Origin of the sequence: Pseudomonas sp. P135, assembly GCF_020312125.1 — a bacterium.
In the GTDB taxonomy this organism is placed as follows: Bacteria; Pseudomonadota; Gammaproteobacteria; order Pseudomonadales; family Pseudomonadaceae; genus Aquipseudomonas; species Aquipseudomonas fragariae.
Window position 1 is genome coordinate 40,440 of sequence record NZ_JAGPYR010000008.1, and the last position, 15,757, is coordinate 56,196.

A 15,757-nucleotide genomic window follows, 5' to 3' on the forward strand; every position below is an offset into this window, starting at 1 on the left:
CCTTGACGGGGTGCATCAGTAGGTCTGTGCCGCGCTGACCTGGACTGCCTTGCGCAGTGGCAATGGCAGCGGGTTGCTGTCACGCGTGGTCAGTTTTTCCGGGTACAGGGTGGTCAGCGTCCTGTTGAGCGTGAGGTTCTCCGAATCCGCGCCGACGAGGATCTTGAACTTCCCGGCATCGACGTCCCAGCTTGCCGTCTTGTCGACGTAGTAAGCCAGGGAGCGCGAGTCTATCGGTACGCTGACGGTCTTGCTCTCGCCCGGCTGCAGGTACACCTTGGTGAAGCCCTTGAGCTCTTTCTCCGGACGGTCCACGGCAGGTTTGACCGGCTGCACATACAGCTGCGCCACCTCGAAGCCGGCCTTGTCGCCGGTGTTGGTCACCGTGAATTTCACGTCGATCGTCGAGCCTGGGGTCAGCACGTTGGTCGACAGTTTCATGTCGCTGTAGCTGAACGTGGTGTAGGACAGGCCATAGCCGAATGGATAAAGCGGCTTGGCGTGTTTCTTGTCATACCCGCGATAACCCATGTACAGGCCTTCGCTGTAGGTCATCTCGGTCAGCGGGTTGCTGCCGCGATAGGCCGCCGGATCCGGATAAGAGGCATAGCTCGGGTTATCCTCGATGTTCTTGTCGATCGTGACCGGCAACTTGCCCGACGGGTTGACCTTGCCGTAGAGGATCTCGGCCAGTGCCTGACCGCCTTGCTGGCCCGGGAACCAGGCTTGCAGCGTGGCGCCGACCTTGTTCGCCCATGGCTGCATATTGGCCACGCCACCGCCGTGCATGACTACGATGGTGTTGGGGTTGGCCTTGGCAACGAAGCTGATCAGTTCAGCCTGTTGGTCCGGCAGATCGAAGCCGTGGTCGGAACCTTCGCCTTCGTTTTCAGACGTGGTCCCGGTCGCAACCACCACCGCATCGTATTTCGACAGATCCTTCGGCGGACGCAACGAAGCCCAGCTCATCTGCACGCCGGTCAGGCCGCCCAGTGCGGGAATGAAATTACCCTGTACGCGCTGGTATTCCAGTTTCACGGTATAGGTCTTGCCGGCTGACAATGCGGCAGTCTTCCCCGACGTTGTCAGTGCATTCACCACATCGCCCGAGTAAGGCACGCCGTCGCTCTGCACGATGAGCTCATCATTGACCCAGAGTTTGTACGGGCCATCCGCACGCACCTTGAACGCCTGGGCGCCCGAAATGGTGGGCTTGATGGTAGTGGTGAAACGTGCCGAGAAAGCGCCGGCTGTCGGGCTGAAGCCAGACACTGCCGTGCTGCCTGCGTTGGTCACGTTGCTGCCGGTGGTCCAGTTCAGGTTCACGCCGGGCTCGACGCGCGTCAGTACCGGGTCACCGGAAAAACTGGTATTGGAGAAGTATTCGGCTTTTACCCCGGCGTTGCTGATCCCGTTGTCGCCGGTTGCTGGCTGATACCACACCGAGCTCGCCGGATTCAGGCTCATCTCTGACAGATACGTGACATCGCTACTGCTGGAGGCCAGTTGCTGCAAGCCGCTCAACTCGGTCACGTAGCTGTTGGGCGGTGAGTTAGCGGTGCCAAAAGGCGACGCCGGTACGTCGTGCGCCCAGTTGCCGATCACGGCTATTTTCGCCGAACGCTCCAGCGGCAGCAGCGGTTTGCCGGCAGCGGTGTTCTCGTTGCGCAGCAACACGATGGATTCGCGCGCGGTATTCAGCGCGGCACGCATGCCGTATTCCGGATGTTCCAAGGTCTTGGCGGTGTTGAGGTTGTTCTGCAGGTCGTAGCTGACGATGCCACGCAGGTTGCGTTTGACCTTGTCGTCGATCACGTTCTGGGTCAGTTGCCCGCTCCACAGGTAGGGCAGGAGATTGGCTTCGGTAAACTGCAGGCCGGAGGGCATGTCGATGTCCGTACCGGCCCACGCGCCCTTGAAGGCATCATGAATGGCGTTGAAGTCACTGATGACCATGCCCTGATAGCCCCATTCGCCCTTGAGCACTTCAGTGATCAGGTGATGGTTTTCACAGGCATAGTCGCCGTTGACCTTGTTGAAGCCGCACATGATCGAGGCGACATTGGCGTTCTTCACCATCGACTCGAAGCCTGGAAGGTACAGTTCGCGCAGGGTGCGCTCATCGACCTTGACGTCGATCGCCTGACGATTGGCTTCCTGCTCGTTGGCCAGGTAGTGCTTGCCGCTGGCCTGGATGCCCTGAGCCTGAATGCCGTTGACGATAGCGGGTGCCAGAACGGCGCCGAGGAACGGGTCTTCACCGCTGACGTATTCTGCCGAGCGGCCGTTGTAGGGCGTCCGGTACAGGTTCACGCCTGGCGAAAGCATCTGCTGGCCGCCGGAAATTCGCGTTTCATAAGCGATGGCCAGGCCGAATTCCTTGGCCCGGTTGATGCTCCAGGTCGCTGCCAGCGCAGACTGCGACGGGTACTGGGCGCCGAAGGTGGCGTTGTTGACGTGCACGCCCATGGACGAGTCATACGCCACGGTGCCCTTGATGCCCCACTTGAGCAGCGACGGGATCATGTGACCGTCGTTGACGCGGGTGAAGTTGATCTTTTCCGACTGGTTCATGTTATCGAGAATCGAGCTGACGCGCGCTTCGACTTCGTTGCCGGTCGCCGGGGTCACGGCGGCGAGTGCAAGGTTGGCCTGCATGACGCTGAACGTCAGCAGACTCAGGCCCAGCGTCTGTTTGAAGGCTGACAAGGCAAGTGTCCTTGCGGTCGATGTGATCGGTTGATTGAGGTTGTTCATGGTCGTTGTGCCTGGGCAGGGGCGTCGTCGGTGTTCACCGGCGCGTCGAGCAGGGACGACGAACTCTGCTGTTGGGCCGGGTTGATCTTGTCGGCGCCTGACAACTGGTCGCGCTTGGCTTCCACCTGCGTCCGGATCTGTTGATCGGAGCCAGTGGCAGGTGTGCTGGAAGTTGAGTCCGCGGCGAAAGTTAAGGCACTTTGCGCGCACAGAAGTACTGCACTGAAAACAGACAGCATTGATCTAGTCATCGATTGAATCTCGATTAATGGTTTGCAGGATAAAACGGACGGCTGTGGCAATCGCACAGGGCTCGGCTGAACAATCAGTCCAGCGCGACAGTAAACAGTTCACAGGTCGCTAAAGTATGAGTAATGGAGATTTTAATAAATGATGCCACCTGGCCATCATGTGGTTTTTTCAGAATAGGCCGGAGGTTTTAGACCGATTTTTAAGAATAAAATCGGTAATTTAGCCATTTTACAGCCATAAAAATCCATTAAATCATCAAATTTTAGAGTTTTATTGTTTTTTAATAAACCTAATTGTCGTTAGGTTTAGCGAGCTGGTAAGCTTTGCATCCTCGTGGTTCGTGCGCGTTTTAAAAAGCCAGCTCCCTAAGAGAAAGTATCGGGATGTACACGTGAATTAATGCGCGCTTAAAGGAATTTTCAGGCCTTGAAGTGCACGTTAATTAACGACGTCTTTAATTTCTATTCCATTAAATTTGGACGTGAAAGTGTGCATTACCGACCGACCATGGCCGTGTGCAGGTGGCGCAAGGGCAATAGGGATAATCAGCCGACGGCGCGTCAGTTTTTATTACGTTAAAGGCAATCGTGGTGAGTGAGGGAAAACAGCGGGTCGACCTCGCGGTGTTGAGCATCGTCGGTCGCCTGTGCTTCAGCAAACCGCAAAAACTGACCTTCGGTCAGATCTACAGGGAACTGGTGCGCGCGTATTCAAGCGCCCCGGCAATCCACGTTTGCGTGGCGACAGTCGACACGCTGGTCAGGGAAGGGCTGTTGATCTCGACAAGAGTCCTGGAACCCGATCATTCATTTCCCTACACCCAGCACATCATCAGCGGTCTGACCGAGGTCGGCGCAGCCTCGCTGAGAGGCTGCGAAAATGCGTTGACCGAGCCGCAAGGGCTTACTCGCTGTGTGGCAGCGACAGGTAATACTGGCCCAGCTCAGTCAGCTTGCCCTCAGCGTCCAGCAAACTTGAAAAGTGCGGGTCAGGGTTCATCCGGCCGGTGAACCAGGCGTATCTGAACACGTCCTGGCGCTGCTCGAGGGTGGCGACCATTTCCGCCATCTGCCGCTTCTGCTTGTCGATCGAATCAATCTGCGCTCCGTCATCCGGAGCGTGCCAATTGGCGAACTCGGTGACCCAGAAGGGTTTTCCGTACTTCGACAGCCGGTCGAGCATCCCTGGCAAGCCATAGTCGTACCAGTGAAAAGCCAGGTAATCGATGCGCGGGTCGCGATTCTGATTCATCGACCGATAGGCTGTGTAGAAGGCATCGAGCCACACGACCGGGTCACCGTAGCCCGGCATGGTTCCCCAGTTCATCGCTGGCCCCACCAGTTTTACGCCGGTCTGGGCGGCGATCTGTTCCAGTCTCGGCCAGAAGCCGGCCGCCGCTTCGGGCGTCATGTTGGCCTGATCGAGCAGATTCGGCTCATTGATCACCAGCAGATAGCGGATGGCTGAGTGAGCCAGCAGGTATTGCTTCAACTGCCCGTCGTCAACGTTGCCGTTCCATACCATCGGAATGAAATCCACGCCGTACATCGAGGCGTAGTCGTACGACGCCAGGCGGTCGTGGGGCCTGGGGCTCCAGTTGTACCACCAGCTCACGCCTGCAGATAACGCACTCAGGTCGGCGGGCAGGGCGATGTCGTAGGCGATGCCGCGCTTGGCGCTTTTTTCTGCAGCCCATGCCGGTGCTACGCACAGGCTGAGCATCAGCGCCACAAGGGCCAGAAAGGTCGGGAAAAAACGTGCTGACGGGTTCTGCGGGGTCATTGGCAAATCTTCCTTGAGGGTGGAGAGGTGCAGAGCATGCGCTGCCGTCAGCCAGCAGAAAGCATGCCACCTGTATCGTCCCGTATACCCTGCCAAACCCCGACAGGCATTACCACCGGTAATGACTTGTTACCAGGGATCTCCCTCGGCCTGGCGCAAATCCAGCGTGCCGCTGTCACTGAAGCGCATTGTGCCGAACAGGCCGCCGGCCAGCTTGCCGCGAAGCGTATAGGGCAGATTGTCCAGACGCTGGCTCTGACTAAGCCCCAGTGCCTGGCGCAAGGCAGCGAATGCCGACACGCTGACCGGCACCACCAGCACTGCCTCGGAGAAGCGTCCTACAGTGCCTTTCTGGTTGCTGACCCCGGAGGCCAGCAGCCTGTCGTTCACGTCCAGGTCCAGCGCGACGCCGCTGTAGTTGATCTCGGTCTCGTTTGGATTCTGCACCCGCAACGTGACTGCCATGCGCAGTTCCAGGCCCTGGCCGGGGATGGGTTCGATACCCACGACACTGATCGCCAGCGGGTCTCGATGGGGAATCAGCGCACAGGCGCTCAAGCCGAGGATGAGCAGCCCCGAGAGCAGGGCGCGGATCAGGCGTAGCGGCATTCGTGTGCTCCAGCGTCAGGTTCAGTGATCTTCAGACCTCGCCAGTGGTGAGAGATTCGCCGCGTCGGGCACGATGCCGGGATAGCGGCTAATCTGCCTGCCTCAACCATTGCGTCTGCAAGGCAGCAGGTTGATGATTCCCCCGTACCTTTAGAAAACCGTACCTATAAAAACAAGACTGGAGATAGCCATGTCCATCGAAAGGACACCCCCTCATCAAGACCCCGTGGTCATTGTCAGTGCCGTGCGCACGCCCATGGGTGGTTTTCAGGGCGATCTGCAGAGCCTCAGTGCCACCGCGCTGGGATCGATCGCCATCCGTGCCGCTGTCGAGCGGGCAGGCATCGAGCCTGCAGACGTGGAGCATGTGCTGTTTGGTTGTGTGCTGCCGGCAGGTCTGGGCCAGGCACCCGCTCGGCAGGCGGCGCTGGGTGCCGGGCTCAGCCATGCGACGCTGTGCAGCACGGTCAACAAGATGTGCGGTTCCGGCATGCAGAGCGCAATCATGGCCCATGACCTGTTGCTGGCAGACAGTACTGCGGTGGTGGTGGCTGGCGGCATGGAGAGCATGTCCAATGCGCCTTACCTGCTGGACCGCGCGCGCAGCGGTTATCGCATGGGGCACGGCAAGGTGCTCGATCACATGTTTCTCGACGGCCTCGAGGATGCCTATGAGCCAGGACGGCTGATGGGCACCTTCGCCGAGGACTGCGCCGGGCTCAACGGTTTCACTCGCGAGGCGCAGGATGCGTTTGCCCTGGCCTCACTGGCTCGCGCGCAAAAGGCCATTGCCGAAGGCCATTTCGACGCCGAGATCGTGCCGGTGCAAGTCACCGTGGGCAAGGAGTCGAGGCAAATCACCCACGATGAGCAGCCCCCCAAGGCGCGTCCCGACAAGATACCCACGCTCAAACCCGCTTTTCGCGAGGGCGGCACGGTCACCGCGGCCAACTCCAGTTCTATCTCCGACGGCGCAGCAGCGCTGCTGTTGATGCGTCAGTCCGAGGCTCAAAGGCGTGGCCTGCGGCCTCTGGCGGTGTTTCATGCGCATGCGGCATTTGCCGACGAGCCGGGCCTGTTTCCAACAGCGCCGATAGGCGCCATTCAGCGCCTTTTGGGCAAGACAGGCTGGAGCCTGGATGATGTGGATCTGTTCGAGATCAATGAGGCGTTTGCGGTGGTGCCACTGGTGGCAATGCGCGAGCTGGGCATCCCGAACGATAAAGTCAATGTCAATGGCGGTGCCTGCGCGCTTGGTCATCCGATCGGCGCCTCGGGTGCGCGGATCATCGTGACGCTGCTGGCGGCCTTGCAGCATCGACAACTCAAGCGTGGCCTGGCGGCGATCTGCATCGGCGGCGGTGAAGCTACTGCGATAGCTATCGAGTTTTTGAATTAGCCTTGTTAATCAATGGCTTGATCTAATAATTGAATGTTGAATCTATAAAAAGCTGCTGATTGTGTAATTAAATAAAAAGGATATTTATCAATGCTTTACGAGACTATTCTCATTGAGATTATAGGTGGTGTGGGCCTGGTCAGACTTAACCGGCCCGATGCGTTGAACGCCTTGAATGCGCGTCTGATCAACGAATTGAACCATGCGCTCGATCAGTTCGAGGCGGACAGTGCGATCGGCTGCATCGTGCTGACCGGCTCGGAAAAAGCCTTCGCCGCTGGTGCGGACATCAAGGAAATGGTCGACCTGTCCTACCCGCAGATCTACCTCGATGACCTGTTTCGTGACAGCGACCGGGTCGCGGCCCGACGCAAACCCCTGGTGGCTGCGGTGGCCGGTTTTGCCTTGGGTGGCGGCTGTGAACTGGCATTGATGTGCGATTTCATTCTGGCTGCCGAGAACGCCAGGTTTGGACAGCCCGAGATCAATCTCGGCGTGTTGCCGGGGATGGGCGGAACGCAGCGTCTGACCCGCGCAGTCGGCAAGGCCAAGGCCATGGAGATGTGCCTGGCCGGCCGATTGATCGATGCTCACGAGGCCGAGCGCGCCGGTCTGGTGGCCCGCGTGCTGCCGCTCGATCAGTTGCTGCCGGAAGCGCTTGCAGTGGCAGCGGTCATCGCCAGTAAATCCCTGCCAGTGGCGATGATGGTCAAAGAGAGCGTCAACCGCGCGTTCGAGGTGAGCCTGGCCGAAGGCATCCGCTTCGAGCGCCGGGTTTTTCACGCCGCCTTCGCCAGCCAGGATCAGAAGGAGGGCATGCGCGCCTTCATCGACAAGCGCCAGCCCGATTTCAAGGACTGCTGATCTGCATGGGCAACGATCAGAATGCGTTGCGCGTCGACCTGCAACTCGGCGGTCCGCCCGCGCACTGTGAATCCGTCATGCGCGTTGATGTGCAGGCGCTGACCGTTCGCCAGTCGAACGCAGTCGGTGGGGTAAGCAGTCACTGCGTCCTGCCCCGGATTCGCTAACAGTGCCGCGCAGATCACGGGGCGTTCGGGATGATTGTCGAGGTAGCGGACCCGCACACGTGTACCCGCCGGTAGCCGATGAATCTCCGGGCAGGCGACTTTTGCCATCGGCCAACGTTGTGCGGGTTGGTCTTCCGGGCCTTGAGCGTGCCAGTCGAAGCGGATTGAACGATATCCGGGTGGGTCCGGTTGGTTGTCGTTGCGCTGCAAGGTGGCGAAATGCTCACCGGTGACAATGGGTCGAGGGTGGCTGATCGACGGGCGAAACGGCGTTGCCCAGGGTATTACCCTGAAGCTGTTGCAGTAACCGTTGCCTTGCAGTTGTTCAGCCTCGGGTGACGAACGTTGCGCTTCGACGAGGATGCGCAGGATTGCCAGCGCATCATGGGCGGCGGCGCCCTTCAGCACCTGTAACTGCCTGCCTGCGTGAACAACTTCGGTCAGCAACCACTGATCATTAAGCAATGGCTCCGGGTGATCGAGCACCTGAATGACTTCACCACACTGCAAGGCGGTGTCGATGCTTTGTCCTCTGACATCGCTCCGTTCGCAGCGCAGGCGCTCCATTCCGCGACTGCCACGCTGCCGACTCAGTGCCTCCCGGGGACTGATCGCTCCACGTAAGCCTGGCGGTTGAAAGGCATGATTGGCCGCTATCGTCAGAGGGTGTGCATCGTGCGGCGAAGAAGGTGCGTGCGCAGGTTGCGGGTGGTCGGCGGGTTGTCTTGAAAACTGCGGAAACCCCAGTCGCTCGGCCAGGTGTAACAGCGTCTCTCTAGGCACGTCTGACGCTTGCGGGCGCTTGAAACGCACCGGCAATGGCTGCGCCGGAAAGCTGGCAGGGTCGTCCGAGAACACCAGCCGGTGGCCGCTCCGGCGATGCTCGAAGCGGAAATGCATGCCTTCTTCCTCGCACAGGCGCTGCAACAGGTGCAGATCGCTTTCGTCGTACTGGATATGCAGCGGCCTGGCAGGATAAAGACCGTTCACGTGCTCGAAGCGGTAAGCGTTCGTTCCAATACCGTGTGCTTCAAGCAAGCGCACGATCAGTTGAGGAATCGCACGGTCCTGATAGGTGCGGCGTTGTCGATGTTGCGCCAGCCGCTGCAGATCAGGCACCAGAATCAGATGGTAAAGGCTCACGCGATTCCCCTTGTGCAGCCGGGCCGCATGCTCGATACGGCCATGCCTGCCGCCGCCAGATTCGCCGAAGCTTAAAAACGCTTCGCGATGCAGCAGGCTGCGCACATCCAGCTGCGGGTGGCTGCCGATCATCCAGAGGTCGAAGCGATACGTTTCGTTGAGGGCTTCATGGCCGGCGAAGTTGATGATATGCAGATCCGGCTGGCAGTCGGTGATCGCCAGCATGAAGGGCACTTGCAGGTCCTTGCGCATCCGCGGGGCTCTCTAGCTTCAAAAACGGGGCCGCGCAGGTTACGGAATACGGAGGCGCAAAAGCATTGCTGCAAGGTTTTTCGGAAAGAGCCTACAAGCGGTGACAGAAAGAAGATGATTGCCGTTGGCCGGATTGGCAGCCATCCTGGCGAGTTCATAAGGCCAATCTGTCTGTCGGGGGTTTCATCTGCCGTGATCGCGTATAAAATGCGCCGCGCCGGACAGGGTATTTGCCGGTGACCCTTTTTCAGCGCCTTGCCAGCGCCGCGTTCTGTCAGTCATGCAGGCGCAGGCGGCGAGGTGCCTAGCGAATCAAGAGAGCAGACATGGGCGCACAGTGGAAGGTCAAGCATAAAGAAGCGGCAGCCAATGCCAAGGGACGTACGTTTGGCAAGCTGTCCAAGGAGATCATGATCGCAGCCCGCGCTGGCGCAGACCCGGACATGAACTCGCGTCTGCGGCTGGTGGTCGAGCAGGCCAAGAAGGCCTCGATGCCGCGCGAGACCCTGGAGCGTGCCATCAAGAAGGGCGCAGGCCTGCTGGGTGAGAGCGTCAACTTCGAGCGTCTGACCTACGAAGGTTTTGCGCCACACCGCGTGCCGGTGATCGTCGAGTGTCTGACCGACAACATCAATCGGACGGTCTCGGAAATTCGCGTGCTGTTCCGCAAGGGCCAGTTGGGGGCTGCGGGTTCGGTTTCGTGGGACTTTTTGTATCAGGGCATGATCGAGGCTGTTCCTGCAGCAGCGGATGCCGACCCGGAGCTGGCGGCAATCGAGGCCGGTGCTCAGGATTTCGAGCCAGGTGAAGAGGGCGCGACGCTGTTCCTCACCGAATCCACCGACATGGACGCGGTCTGCAAGGCGCTCCCGGAGTTCGGTTTCACCGTCCAGTCCGCGCAACTGGGCTATCGCCCGAAAAGCACCGTGGACGGCCTGACCGATGAGCAGATGGCCGAAGTCGAAGCGTTTCTCGAAGCCATCGACAACCACGATGACGTGCAGAACGTGTACGTGGGCCTGGCAGGTTGATCACTGCGCAATGGAGCGCTTTACGCGCTCCATGTTTTTATCTGTAGAAGAACCTCTGCCAGCGACGGTCGTTGCTGGCAATCAGGCTGCACGCACCTCGCCTGCAGCGCCTGTAGACCCGCCATGACGTTCTGATCCTGCGGATCTGCCTCGCAACGCTCCAGCAATTCCCCCAGCAATATACCGAATGCCCGCGTTTCGATGCGCTCCAGCGCCTCACCCAGCCCGGCTGACGGGTGAAAGGACGCCGCGCCGAAGTCGCTGAGCAGGCAATGGCCATCCTCCTGCACAAGAATGTTGTGACCATAAAGGTCGCCATGCGTGATCCCGCGGGCGTGCAGGTGCGCGGTGACCGATGCGATGCCTTCAGCGAGGCGCAGCAGCACCGGCAGGGAAAAGCGCGTATCGCTGGCGTAAACATCGCGGCTACAGGATTCCAGGCTCGGCGGCCCGGCCAGATTGCCGAAATCAGGGGCTATCAGCGCCATGACCAGGCCGCGCTGCTGCTCGGGATGTCCGCTGATCTGTCCAAGCACCTCGATCAGCTGTGCGTGGCGGCCTGCTGCGATGCACGCGGCCATTTCATTGAGTGGCGAGCCATCGCTGGTGACCGCGCCCTTGTACAGCTTGACCGCTGCCATGCGCTCAGCGCCGGCGTCGTGCCAGACCGCCTGCTGAATGATCCCCGACGCACCTTCGCCCAGGCGCTGGTGAAGGCTCAGGTGTTGCCAGGGGATTTCCCGGATCGGCGCGCTGGGACGTTCGGCGCACAGCGGGTTGTCAGCGAAGGCGAGCCATGCCAGCGCAGGCAGGCTCAGCAGCCAGTCCGGCAACTCGGTCAGGCGATTGGCCGCAATGCGGATCAGCTCCAGCTTGTGGCACTGCGCAAGGGTTGCGGGCAGGGTGCGCAAGCGGTTGCCGGCGAGCATCAGCTTTTGCAGGTTTGGGCGGCGGCCCAATTCGTCGGGCAGCAACTCGATGCGGTTATCGGTGAGGATCAGCCAGCGCAGGCGCGGCGGCAGTGCCGCGGCGCTGACCTGCTCTATGCGGTTGGCCTTGAGGCCGACAATCTGCAACTGCGGGCATTGGCCAATGCTTTCCGGCAGGTGTGTAAAGGCGTTGTCTGATGCGAACAGCACGCGCAGGCGGGTCAGGCGACCCAGGTCGTCAGGCAGCGAGGTCAGCCTGTTGCTGCTGAGGTTCAAGACTTCCAGCGTGTCGGCCAGGTCGAAGATTTCGACCGGGAATTCGCTCAGGCCACAGGAGAGGTCAAGCCGTTTGATGCCTGCCAGCTTGCCGGCGCGTAGGTCTGCGAGGGTATGCATGAATAGGTTCGGTCATTGATGTCGGACGAGGCGCGCATGATAACGGGAGTTGCCGCCGCTGACTCCCTGCAAAGCGGCTCAGCTCAGGCAGCGGTCGACCCATTGACGCACGCGTTCGGGCGCAGGTGCCGATTCGGCATACAGAATCCGGTAAATCATCGGCGCAACGACGGCATCGATCATGTCGTCGGCACTGGGAGAAACCTCGCCGCGAGCGATGGCACGATCGATCATGACCTGCAGCTGCTCGCGAACCATTGCCGCGCACTTGCCGACACAGCCGGAGGTGCTGGCGGCGACATCGCGCATCAATGCCCGGCCAGGTGCCGAGGACATTTCGTCCAGATACATTTCACTCCAGGTCAGCAGGTCCTGATGCAGGCTGCCCTGATCGATCGGCACGTCAGGGCGCAGACGCTCCAGGGCAGCGTCCGCCAGCAACGTGGTCAGATCACCCCAGCGGCGATAGATGGTCGACGGCGTGACGCCTGCGCGGGTCGCGATCATCGGCACGCTGAGTGCTGACCGATCGTGTTCCTGCAACAAATCGCGGACCGCGCGGTGAATGGATTCCTGCACCCGGGCACTGCGGCCTCCGGTACGAACTGCTTCTTTGATAGCCATACGGCGGACCTTAACACAAAGTATTTGCTTTAAGCGCTATCACGTCGCACACTCCGCAAAAGCTAATTTATGGCTTTAACGGATTGCATTGGCGGAGAGCGTATCCATGTCCCTTTCTTCAAACGATTCGACGTCGCCAGACGTGAAGTCTGACGGTCGGGCACCAAACCATCTAGGGTTTCTAGCGTTTACCACATTATGCTTTTTCGCTGCGTCCAGCACGCCCACGCCGCTTTATCACCTGTATCAGGAGGCATGGGGATTCTCTGCGGGCGTGCTCACGCTGATTTTTGCAGTGTATGCATTCAGCCTGCTGGCTGCCTTGCTGATGGGCGGATCGCTGTCTGACTATCTGGGACGGCGCCCGGTGATTTTCGGTGCCTTGCTGCTGCAAAGCGTCTCGATGCTGCTGTTCATTCTGGCCAGTGATGCCAGCTGGCTGGTGGCCGCGCGCCTGCTGCAGGGTTTTGCAACGGGGCTGGCGGCCAGCGCACTGGGCGCAGCCTTGCTGGACAGTGATTCGGTCAAAGGACCGTTGATCAATAGTATTTCGCCGATGCTTGGCATGGCCGTTGGCGCTCTGGGGACGGCACTGCTGGCGCAGTTCGCGCCGTTGCCGCTGATGCTCGGTTACTGCTTGCTGCTGGCCGCATTCCTGAGTCAGGCCCTGTACCTGGGACGCGTCGAGGAAACCGTCAGTCGCCAGCCCGGTGTCTGGCAATCCCTCAAGCCCTCGTTGCATGTTCCGCAGCAGGCACGGCGCATGCTATGGCTGGTCCTGCCGGTGGACATCGCCGCGTGGGCACTGGGTGGCTTCTTTCTGTCGTTGAGCCCGTCGTTGCTGGTGGCGGCGACCGGCTCCACCTCACCGCTCAATGGCGGCCTGGCGGTTGCGGCGCTGACTCTAAGCGGCGCTGCGGCGATTCTGACGCTGCGTCAGCGTGAGCCGGTGCTCGGCTTATGGGTTGGCGCGAGCTTTCTGCCGTTCGGTGTTGCGGTGATCCTGCTTTCGATCAACCTCGGTTTGTTGTGGTTGTTTTTCGTCGGCGCAGTGGTCGCAGGTGTGGGATTCGGATCGAGCTTTCTGGGCGCGCTGCGCATGCTCATGCCACTGGCGCATGCCCACGAGCGGGGCGGGCTGATGTCGGCTTTTCTGGTGCTCAGTTACCTGGCCTTCTGCATACCGGCACTGGTCGCCGGATTCTTTGCCCGCTCGGCAGGGCTGGTGATGACCAGCAATGTCTACGGGGCAGTGGTGATCACGCTGGCGCTGATCGCGCTGGCCAGTCTGATCGTACGCCGTGCGGCCAGCGCAAACAAAAATGCCCACGCGTAGGTGGGCATTTCGGTTTGCCTGAAGACAGCAGAGCCCTTAGCGAAGCTCTTTTACCATCTCGGACAGCACGGTCAGTATGTCCCCGGCCAGTTGCGCGGAACGCTTGCCTGACCAGCCGGTGACCGGGTCTGGCGCGTTGTCGTGATCCTTGAAGGGCATTTCCAGGGTCAGTGACAGGCACTTGTAGCGTTCGCCCACAGCATTGGCGGCCAGGTTCATGTTGGCCTGACCGGGTGCGCCGCGTGGGTAGCCATGAGCCGTCTGGAAGTTGTCGCTGACCTCGCACAGGCGGCTGCGAAAGCGCTCTTCAAGCTGGCGTTGCTGTGCGGTATACCCCGGATTGCCTTCGCAGGCCGCGGTGAATACGTAGGGGATTTCTTCGTCACCGTGCACGTCGAGGAACATGTCCACGCCGTATTTTTCCATCTGCTGCCTGACGAAGGACACTTCCGGGCTCAGCGCTTCGGTACTGTCCTGCCAGGCACGGTTAAGGTCCTTGCCGCTGGCGTTGGTGCGCAAGTGGCCATGAAAGGCCCCGTCCGGGTTGACGTTCGGCACCAGGTACAGGTCTGCCTCGGCCAGCAATTGCTGCAGCGCGGCGTCATCCTTTTGCTGGAGGCGTTCGATCACGCCCTCCATGAACCATTCGGCCATGTGTTCGCCAGGGTGCTGCTGGGCAATCATCCAGATCTTGCGTTTGCCTTCGGCACCGTCACCTTTGCGCAGCAGCTGAATATCCCGGCCCTCGACGCTTTTGCCGACAGCCAGCAACTGTGTACCGGCTTTTTCCTGCGCCTGTTCGATCAGCCAGTCATGGCGTTCACGGCTGTAGGGTTCGAAGTACGCAAACCAGACCTGCGGTTGCTCCGCGGCCAGGCTGAAATTCAGCGCCTTGCCGTCGAAATCCGACGCGACACGAAACCAGTTCTGATGGTCGTAGGACGCCACGGCGTTGTAGCCGCTCCAGGCACTGTTGAAAGTGGATTGGCTGGCATTGGTGAGGCTGAAGCCGTAGGTCTGGCCGACGTTCAGGCCGTCTGCCTTGAAATGAAACCACTGGAAATGCGCGCTTTGCGTGTCGGGCCGAATCGCCAGTCTGATATGCGCCGGGTCGCTTGCGTCGAGAACCTGAATGTTGCCGCTGTCGAAATCTGAACCGATAGTGAGAGTCAAGATAGGTGCCTGCTGCGTAGATGCCTTTTCAGGCCGCTACTGTACACCGATCGACATCGCGTCCTGCGACGTAAACTTCACTGCAACGGTCATCTGCGCGTCAGGAGATGGCCTCGGCGGTGACCATCAGGCTGCAGATGAAGGCGGTCAGCAGGCACCAGGCCAGATACACGCGGCGCTTGCGCCGATGCCAGCCGGATGCGCCGAGTAAAGAGGCGGGTGCCTGCAACTGACGCCACAGTCGCTCGCTGTTCTGGAAGGCCGAAAGGTGCGCGGCATCGGCGTCCAGCCAGTGACGAAACTCGATGCGTTCACTGGCGGTTGCCGCAGGGCTCTGCAAGTGCACATACCAGCGGCTGGCCTGATCCTGAATGGCGGCCTGAGTGGCAGCGCTTGTGGTGTCAGCCGCGCCAGGCACGTGGGCCTTGCCCAGCGCGCGAAGCATCGCACGCTCTACCCGCGCGATATCGACGTTCATGAAGGCTGCAATGTCGGCATAGGCTTGGCCGTCGAGTCGGCTGAGCAGGAATATCTGCCGGGTCCGGCGCGAGAGCTTGCCCAGTCGGTGGCCGAGTTCGATGGCCTGCAGCGTGGGTTGCGGCTCGGGCAGGCGGGCGGGGAGGTGCAGTAGAGACGAGAGCTGATTACTCATGATGTATCGCTCGCTGGTCGTCCATGGGAATCTTCCTTGCGATGTTGGGTAGCGTCCGTGACAAGCGTAGACTAATGAATACGAGAATCATTCTCAAGTGAAAAGTCCCAGCATTTACGTTTTATCTGCCGCATCCAGGCGTTTTTGCCCTAAAAGCATGGCCTTGATCGAAGCGCTTTTGCTATGATCCGCGTCATTGCAACACACCGCGCAATACCCAGACTTCATTAGCCTGAAGCAGCGAAACCATAAAGAAAGAACCAAAAAAAGACCCGGCAAAAAGCCGGGTCAAAAACCGTGATTAGCCTGATGAGGAGATAATCTGGAAGCCGACCTAAGACTTCCGGGTTATCCAGCGAGTCTCGCGACCCGCTGATGCAATAATAATCAT

General features: G+C 60.0%; 13 protein-coding genes and 1 pseudogene. 5 read left to right on the forward strand and 9 right to left on the reverse strand.

Translation table 11 applies throughout. From position 1 onward, the window contains the following. Positions 1-15: 15 nt before the first annotated feature. Positions 16-2,757, reverse strand: coding sequence for a glycoside hydrolase family 3 protein (locus KBY08_RS14250; RefSeq protein ID WP_111522312.1), 2,742 nt, complete (start codon positions 2,755-2,757; stop codon positions 16-18). Then, entirely contained in the window at positions 2,754-2,996 is a 243-nt protein-coding gene (locus tag KBY08_RS14255) for a hypothetical protein (protein WP_003400578.1), read from the reverse strand. Before KBY08_RS14255 ends, KBY08_RS14250 begins: the two co-directional genes overlap by 4 nt. Positions 2,997-3,578: 582 nt before the next feature. Here KBY08_RS14255 and KBY08_RS26500 point away from each other — a divergent pair. Next, positions 3,579-3,875: pseudogene (locus KBY08_RS26500) on the forward strand (hypothetical protein); the annotation flags it as partial. 37 nt (positions 3,876-3,912) lie between these two features. Here KBY08_RS26500 and KBY08_RS14260 read toward each other — a convergent pair. Together KBY08_RS14260 and KBY08_RS14265 are read right to left on the reverse strand one after the other, a co-directional pair. Continuing rightward, positions 3,913-4,791, reverse strand: coding sequence for a glycoside hydrolase family protein (locus KBY08_RS14260; protein ID WP_054091923.1), 879 nt, complete (start codon positions 4,789-4,791; stop codon positions 3,913-3,915). 129 nt (positions 4,792-4,920) lie between these two features. Continuing rightward, positions 4,921-5,400 (reverse strand): LEA type 2 family protein, encoded by a 480-nt coding sequence (locus KBY08_RS14265; RefSeq protein ID WP_003400587.1) that lies wholly within the window; start codon positions 5,398-5,400, stop codon positions 4,921-4,923. Positions 5,401-5,590: 190 nt separating this feature from the next. Here KBY08_RS14265 and KBY08_RS14270 point away from each other — a divergent pair, with 190 nt between their 5' ends. Then, a complete protein-coding gene (locus tag KBY08_RS14270; RefSeq protein WP_024642674.1) occupies positions 5,591-6,799 on the forward strand; it encodes an acetyl-CoA C-acyltransferase in 1,209 nt (402 codons plus the stop codon). Positions 6,800-6,889: 90 nt separating this feature from the next. Beyond that, positions 6,890-7,663, forward strand: a complete 774-nt coding sequence (locus KBY08_RS14275) for an enoyl-CoA hydratase (protein ID WP_058821917.1) — start codon at positions 6,890-6,892, stop codon at positions 7,661-7,663. Here the strand turns inward: KBY08_RS14275 and tssI are convergent. Next, positions 7,603-9,225: a type VI secretion system tip protein TssI/VgrG gene (gene tssI / locus KBY08_RS14280; RefSeq protein WP_111522311.1), complete on the reverse strand. Its 1,623-nt coding sequence runs from the start codon at positions 9,223-9,225 to the stop codon at positions 7,603-7,605. The two genes, KBY08_RS14275 and tssI, sit on opposite strands and share 61 nt — an antisense overlap. Before the next feature lie 326 nt (positions 9,226-9,551). Here tssI and KBY08_RS14285 point away from each other — a divergent pair, with 326 nt between their 5' ends. Further along, positions 9,552-10,256, forward strand: a complete 705-nt coding sequence (locus KBY08_RS14285; protein ID WP_003364547.1) for a YebC/PmpR family DNA-binding transcriptional regulator — start codon at positions 9,552-9,554, stop codon at positions 10,254-10,256. A gap of 20 nt (positions 10,257-10,276) precedes the next feature. Here KBY08_RS14285 and KBY08_RS14290 read toward each other — a convergent pair whose 3' ends face one another. Both KBY08_RS14290 and KBY08_RS14295 read right to left on the reverse strand, forming a co-directional pair. Beyond that, entirely contained in the window at positions 10,277-11,581 is a 1,305-nt protein-coding gene (locus KBY08_RS14290; RefSeq protein WP_060401086.1) for a leucine-rich repeat-containing protein kinase family protein, read from the reverse strand. A 78-nt stretch (positions 11,582-11,659) separates the two neighbouring features. Further along, positions 11,660-12,205, reverse strand: coding sequence for a TetR/AcrR family transcriptional regulator (locus tag KBY08_RS14295; protein WP_011268164.1), 546 nt, complete (start codon positions 12,203-12,205; stop codon positions 11,660-11,662). A gap of 106 nt (positions 12,206-12,311) precedes the next feature. Here KBY08_RS14295 and KBY08_RS14300 point away from each other — a divergent pair, with 106 nt between their 5' ends. Then, positions 12,312-13,541 carry an MFS transporter gene (locus KBY08_RS14300; protein ID WP_111522310.1) on the forward strand — a complete coding sequence of 410 codons (1,230 nt, stop codon included), beginning with the start codon at positions 12,312-12,314 and terminating at the stop codon, positions 13,539-13,541. A 36-nt stretch (positions 13,542-13,577) separates the two neighbouring features. Here the strand turns inward: KBY08_RS14300 and KBY08_RS14305 are convergent, their stop codons facing one another. Both KBY08_RS14305 and KBY08_RS14310 read right to left on the reverse strand, forming a co-directional pair. Continuing rightward, positions 13,578-14,714: a M14-type cytosolic carboxypeptidase gene (locus tag KBY08_RS14305; RefSeq protein WP_011268162.1), complete on the reverse strand. Its 1,137-nt coding sequence runs from the start codon at positions 14,712-14,714 to the stop codon at positions 13,578-13,580. Between the two features lie 100 nt (positions 14,715-14,814). After that, positions 14,815-15,366 carry a DUF4880 domain-containing protein gene (locus KBY08_RS14310; protein WP_011268161.1) on the reverse strand — a complete coding sequence of 184 codons (552 nt, stop codon included), beginning with the start codon at positions 15,364-15,366 and terminating at the stop codon, positions 14,815-14,817. Positions 15,367-15,757: the final 391 nt, after the last annotated feature.

Excerpts from the sequence above, each read along its gene's own strand:
- KBY08_RS14250 (WP_111522312.1), bottom strand. The coding sequence starts at position 2,757 with ATGAACAACCTCAATCAACCGATCACATCGACCGCAAGGACACTTGCC.
- KBY08_RS14255 (WP_003400578.1), bottom strand. The coding sequence starts at position 2,996 with ATGCTGTCTGTTTTCAGTGCAGTACTTCTGTGCGCGCAAAGTGCCTTA.
- KBY08_RS14260 (WP_054091923.1), bottom strand. The coding sequence starts at position 4,791 with ATGACCCCGCAGAACCCGTCAGCACGTTTTTTCCCGACCTTTCTGGCC.
- KBY08_RS14265 (WP_003400587.1), bottom strand. The coding sequence starts at position 5,400 with ATGCCGCTACGCCTGATCCGCGCCCTGCTCTCGGGGCTGCTCATCCTC.
- KBY08_RS14270 (WP_024642674.1), top strand. The coding sequence starts at position 5,591 with ATGTCCATCGAAAGGACACCCCCTCATCAAGACCCCGTGGTCATTGTC.
- KBY08_RS14275 (WP_058821917.1), top strand. The coding sequence starts at position 6,890 with ATGCTTTACGAGACTATTCTCATTGAGATTATAGGTGGTGTGGGCCTG.
- tssI (WP_111522311.1), bottom strand. The coding sequence starts at position 9,225 with ATGCGCAAGGACCTGCAAGTGCCCTTCATGCTGGCGATCACCGACTGC.
- KBY08_RS14285 (WP_003364547.1), top strand. The coding sequence starts at position 9,552 with ATGGGCGCACAGTGGAAGGTCAAGCATAAAGAAGCGGCAGCCAATGCC.
- KBY08_RS14290 (WP_060401086.1), bottom strand. The coding sequence starts at position 11,581 with ATGCATACCCTCGCAGACCTACGCGCCGGCAAGCTGGCAGGCATCAAA.
- KBY08_RS14295 (WP_011268164.1), bottom strand. The coding sequence starts at position 12,205 with ATGGCTATCAAAGAAGCAGTTCGTACCGGAGGCCGCAGTGCCCGGGTG.
- KBY08_RS14300 (WP_111522310.1), top strand. The coding sequence starts at position 12,312 with ATGTCCCTTTCTTCAAACGATTCGACGTCGCCAGACGTGAAGTCTGAC.
- KBY08_RS14310 (WP_011268161.1), bottom strand. The coding sequence starts at position 15,366 with ATGAGTAATCAGCTCTCGTCTCTACTGCACCTCCCCGCCCGCCTGCCC.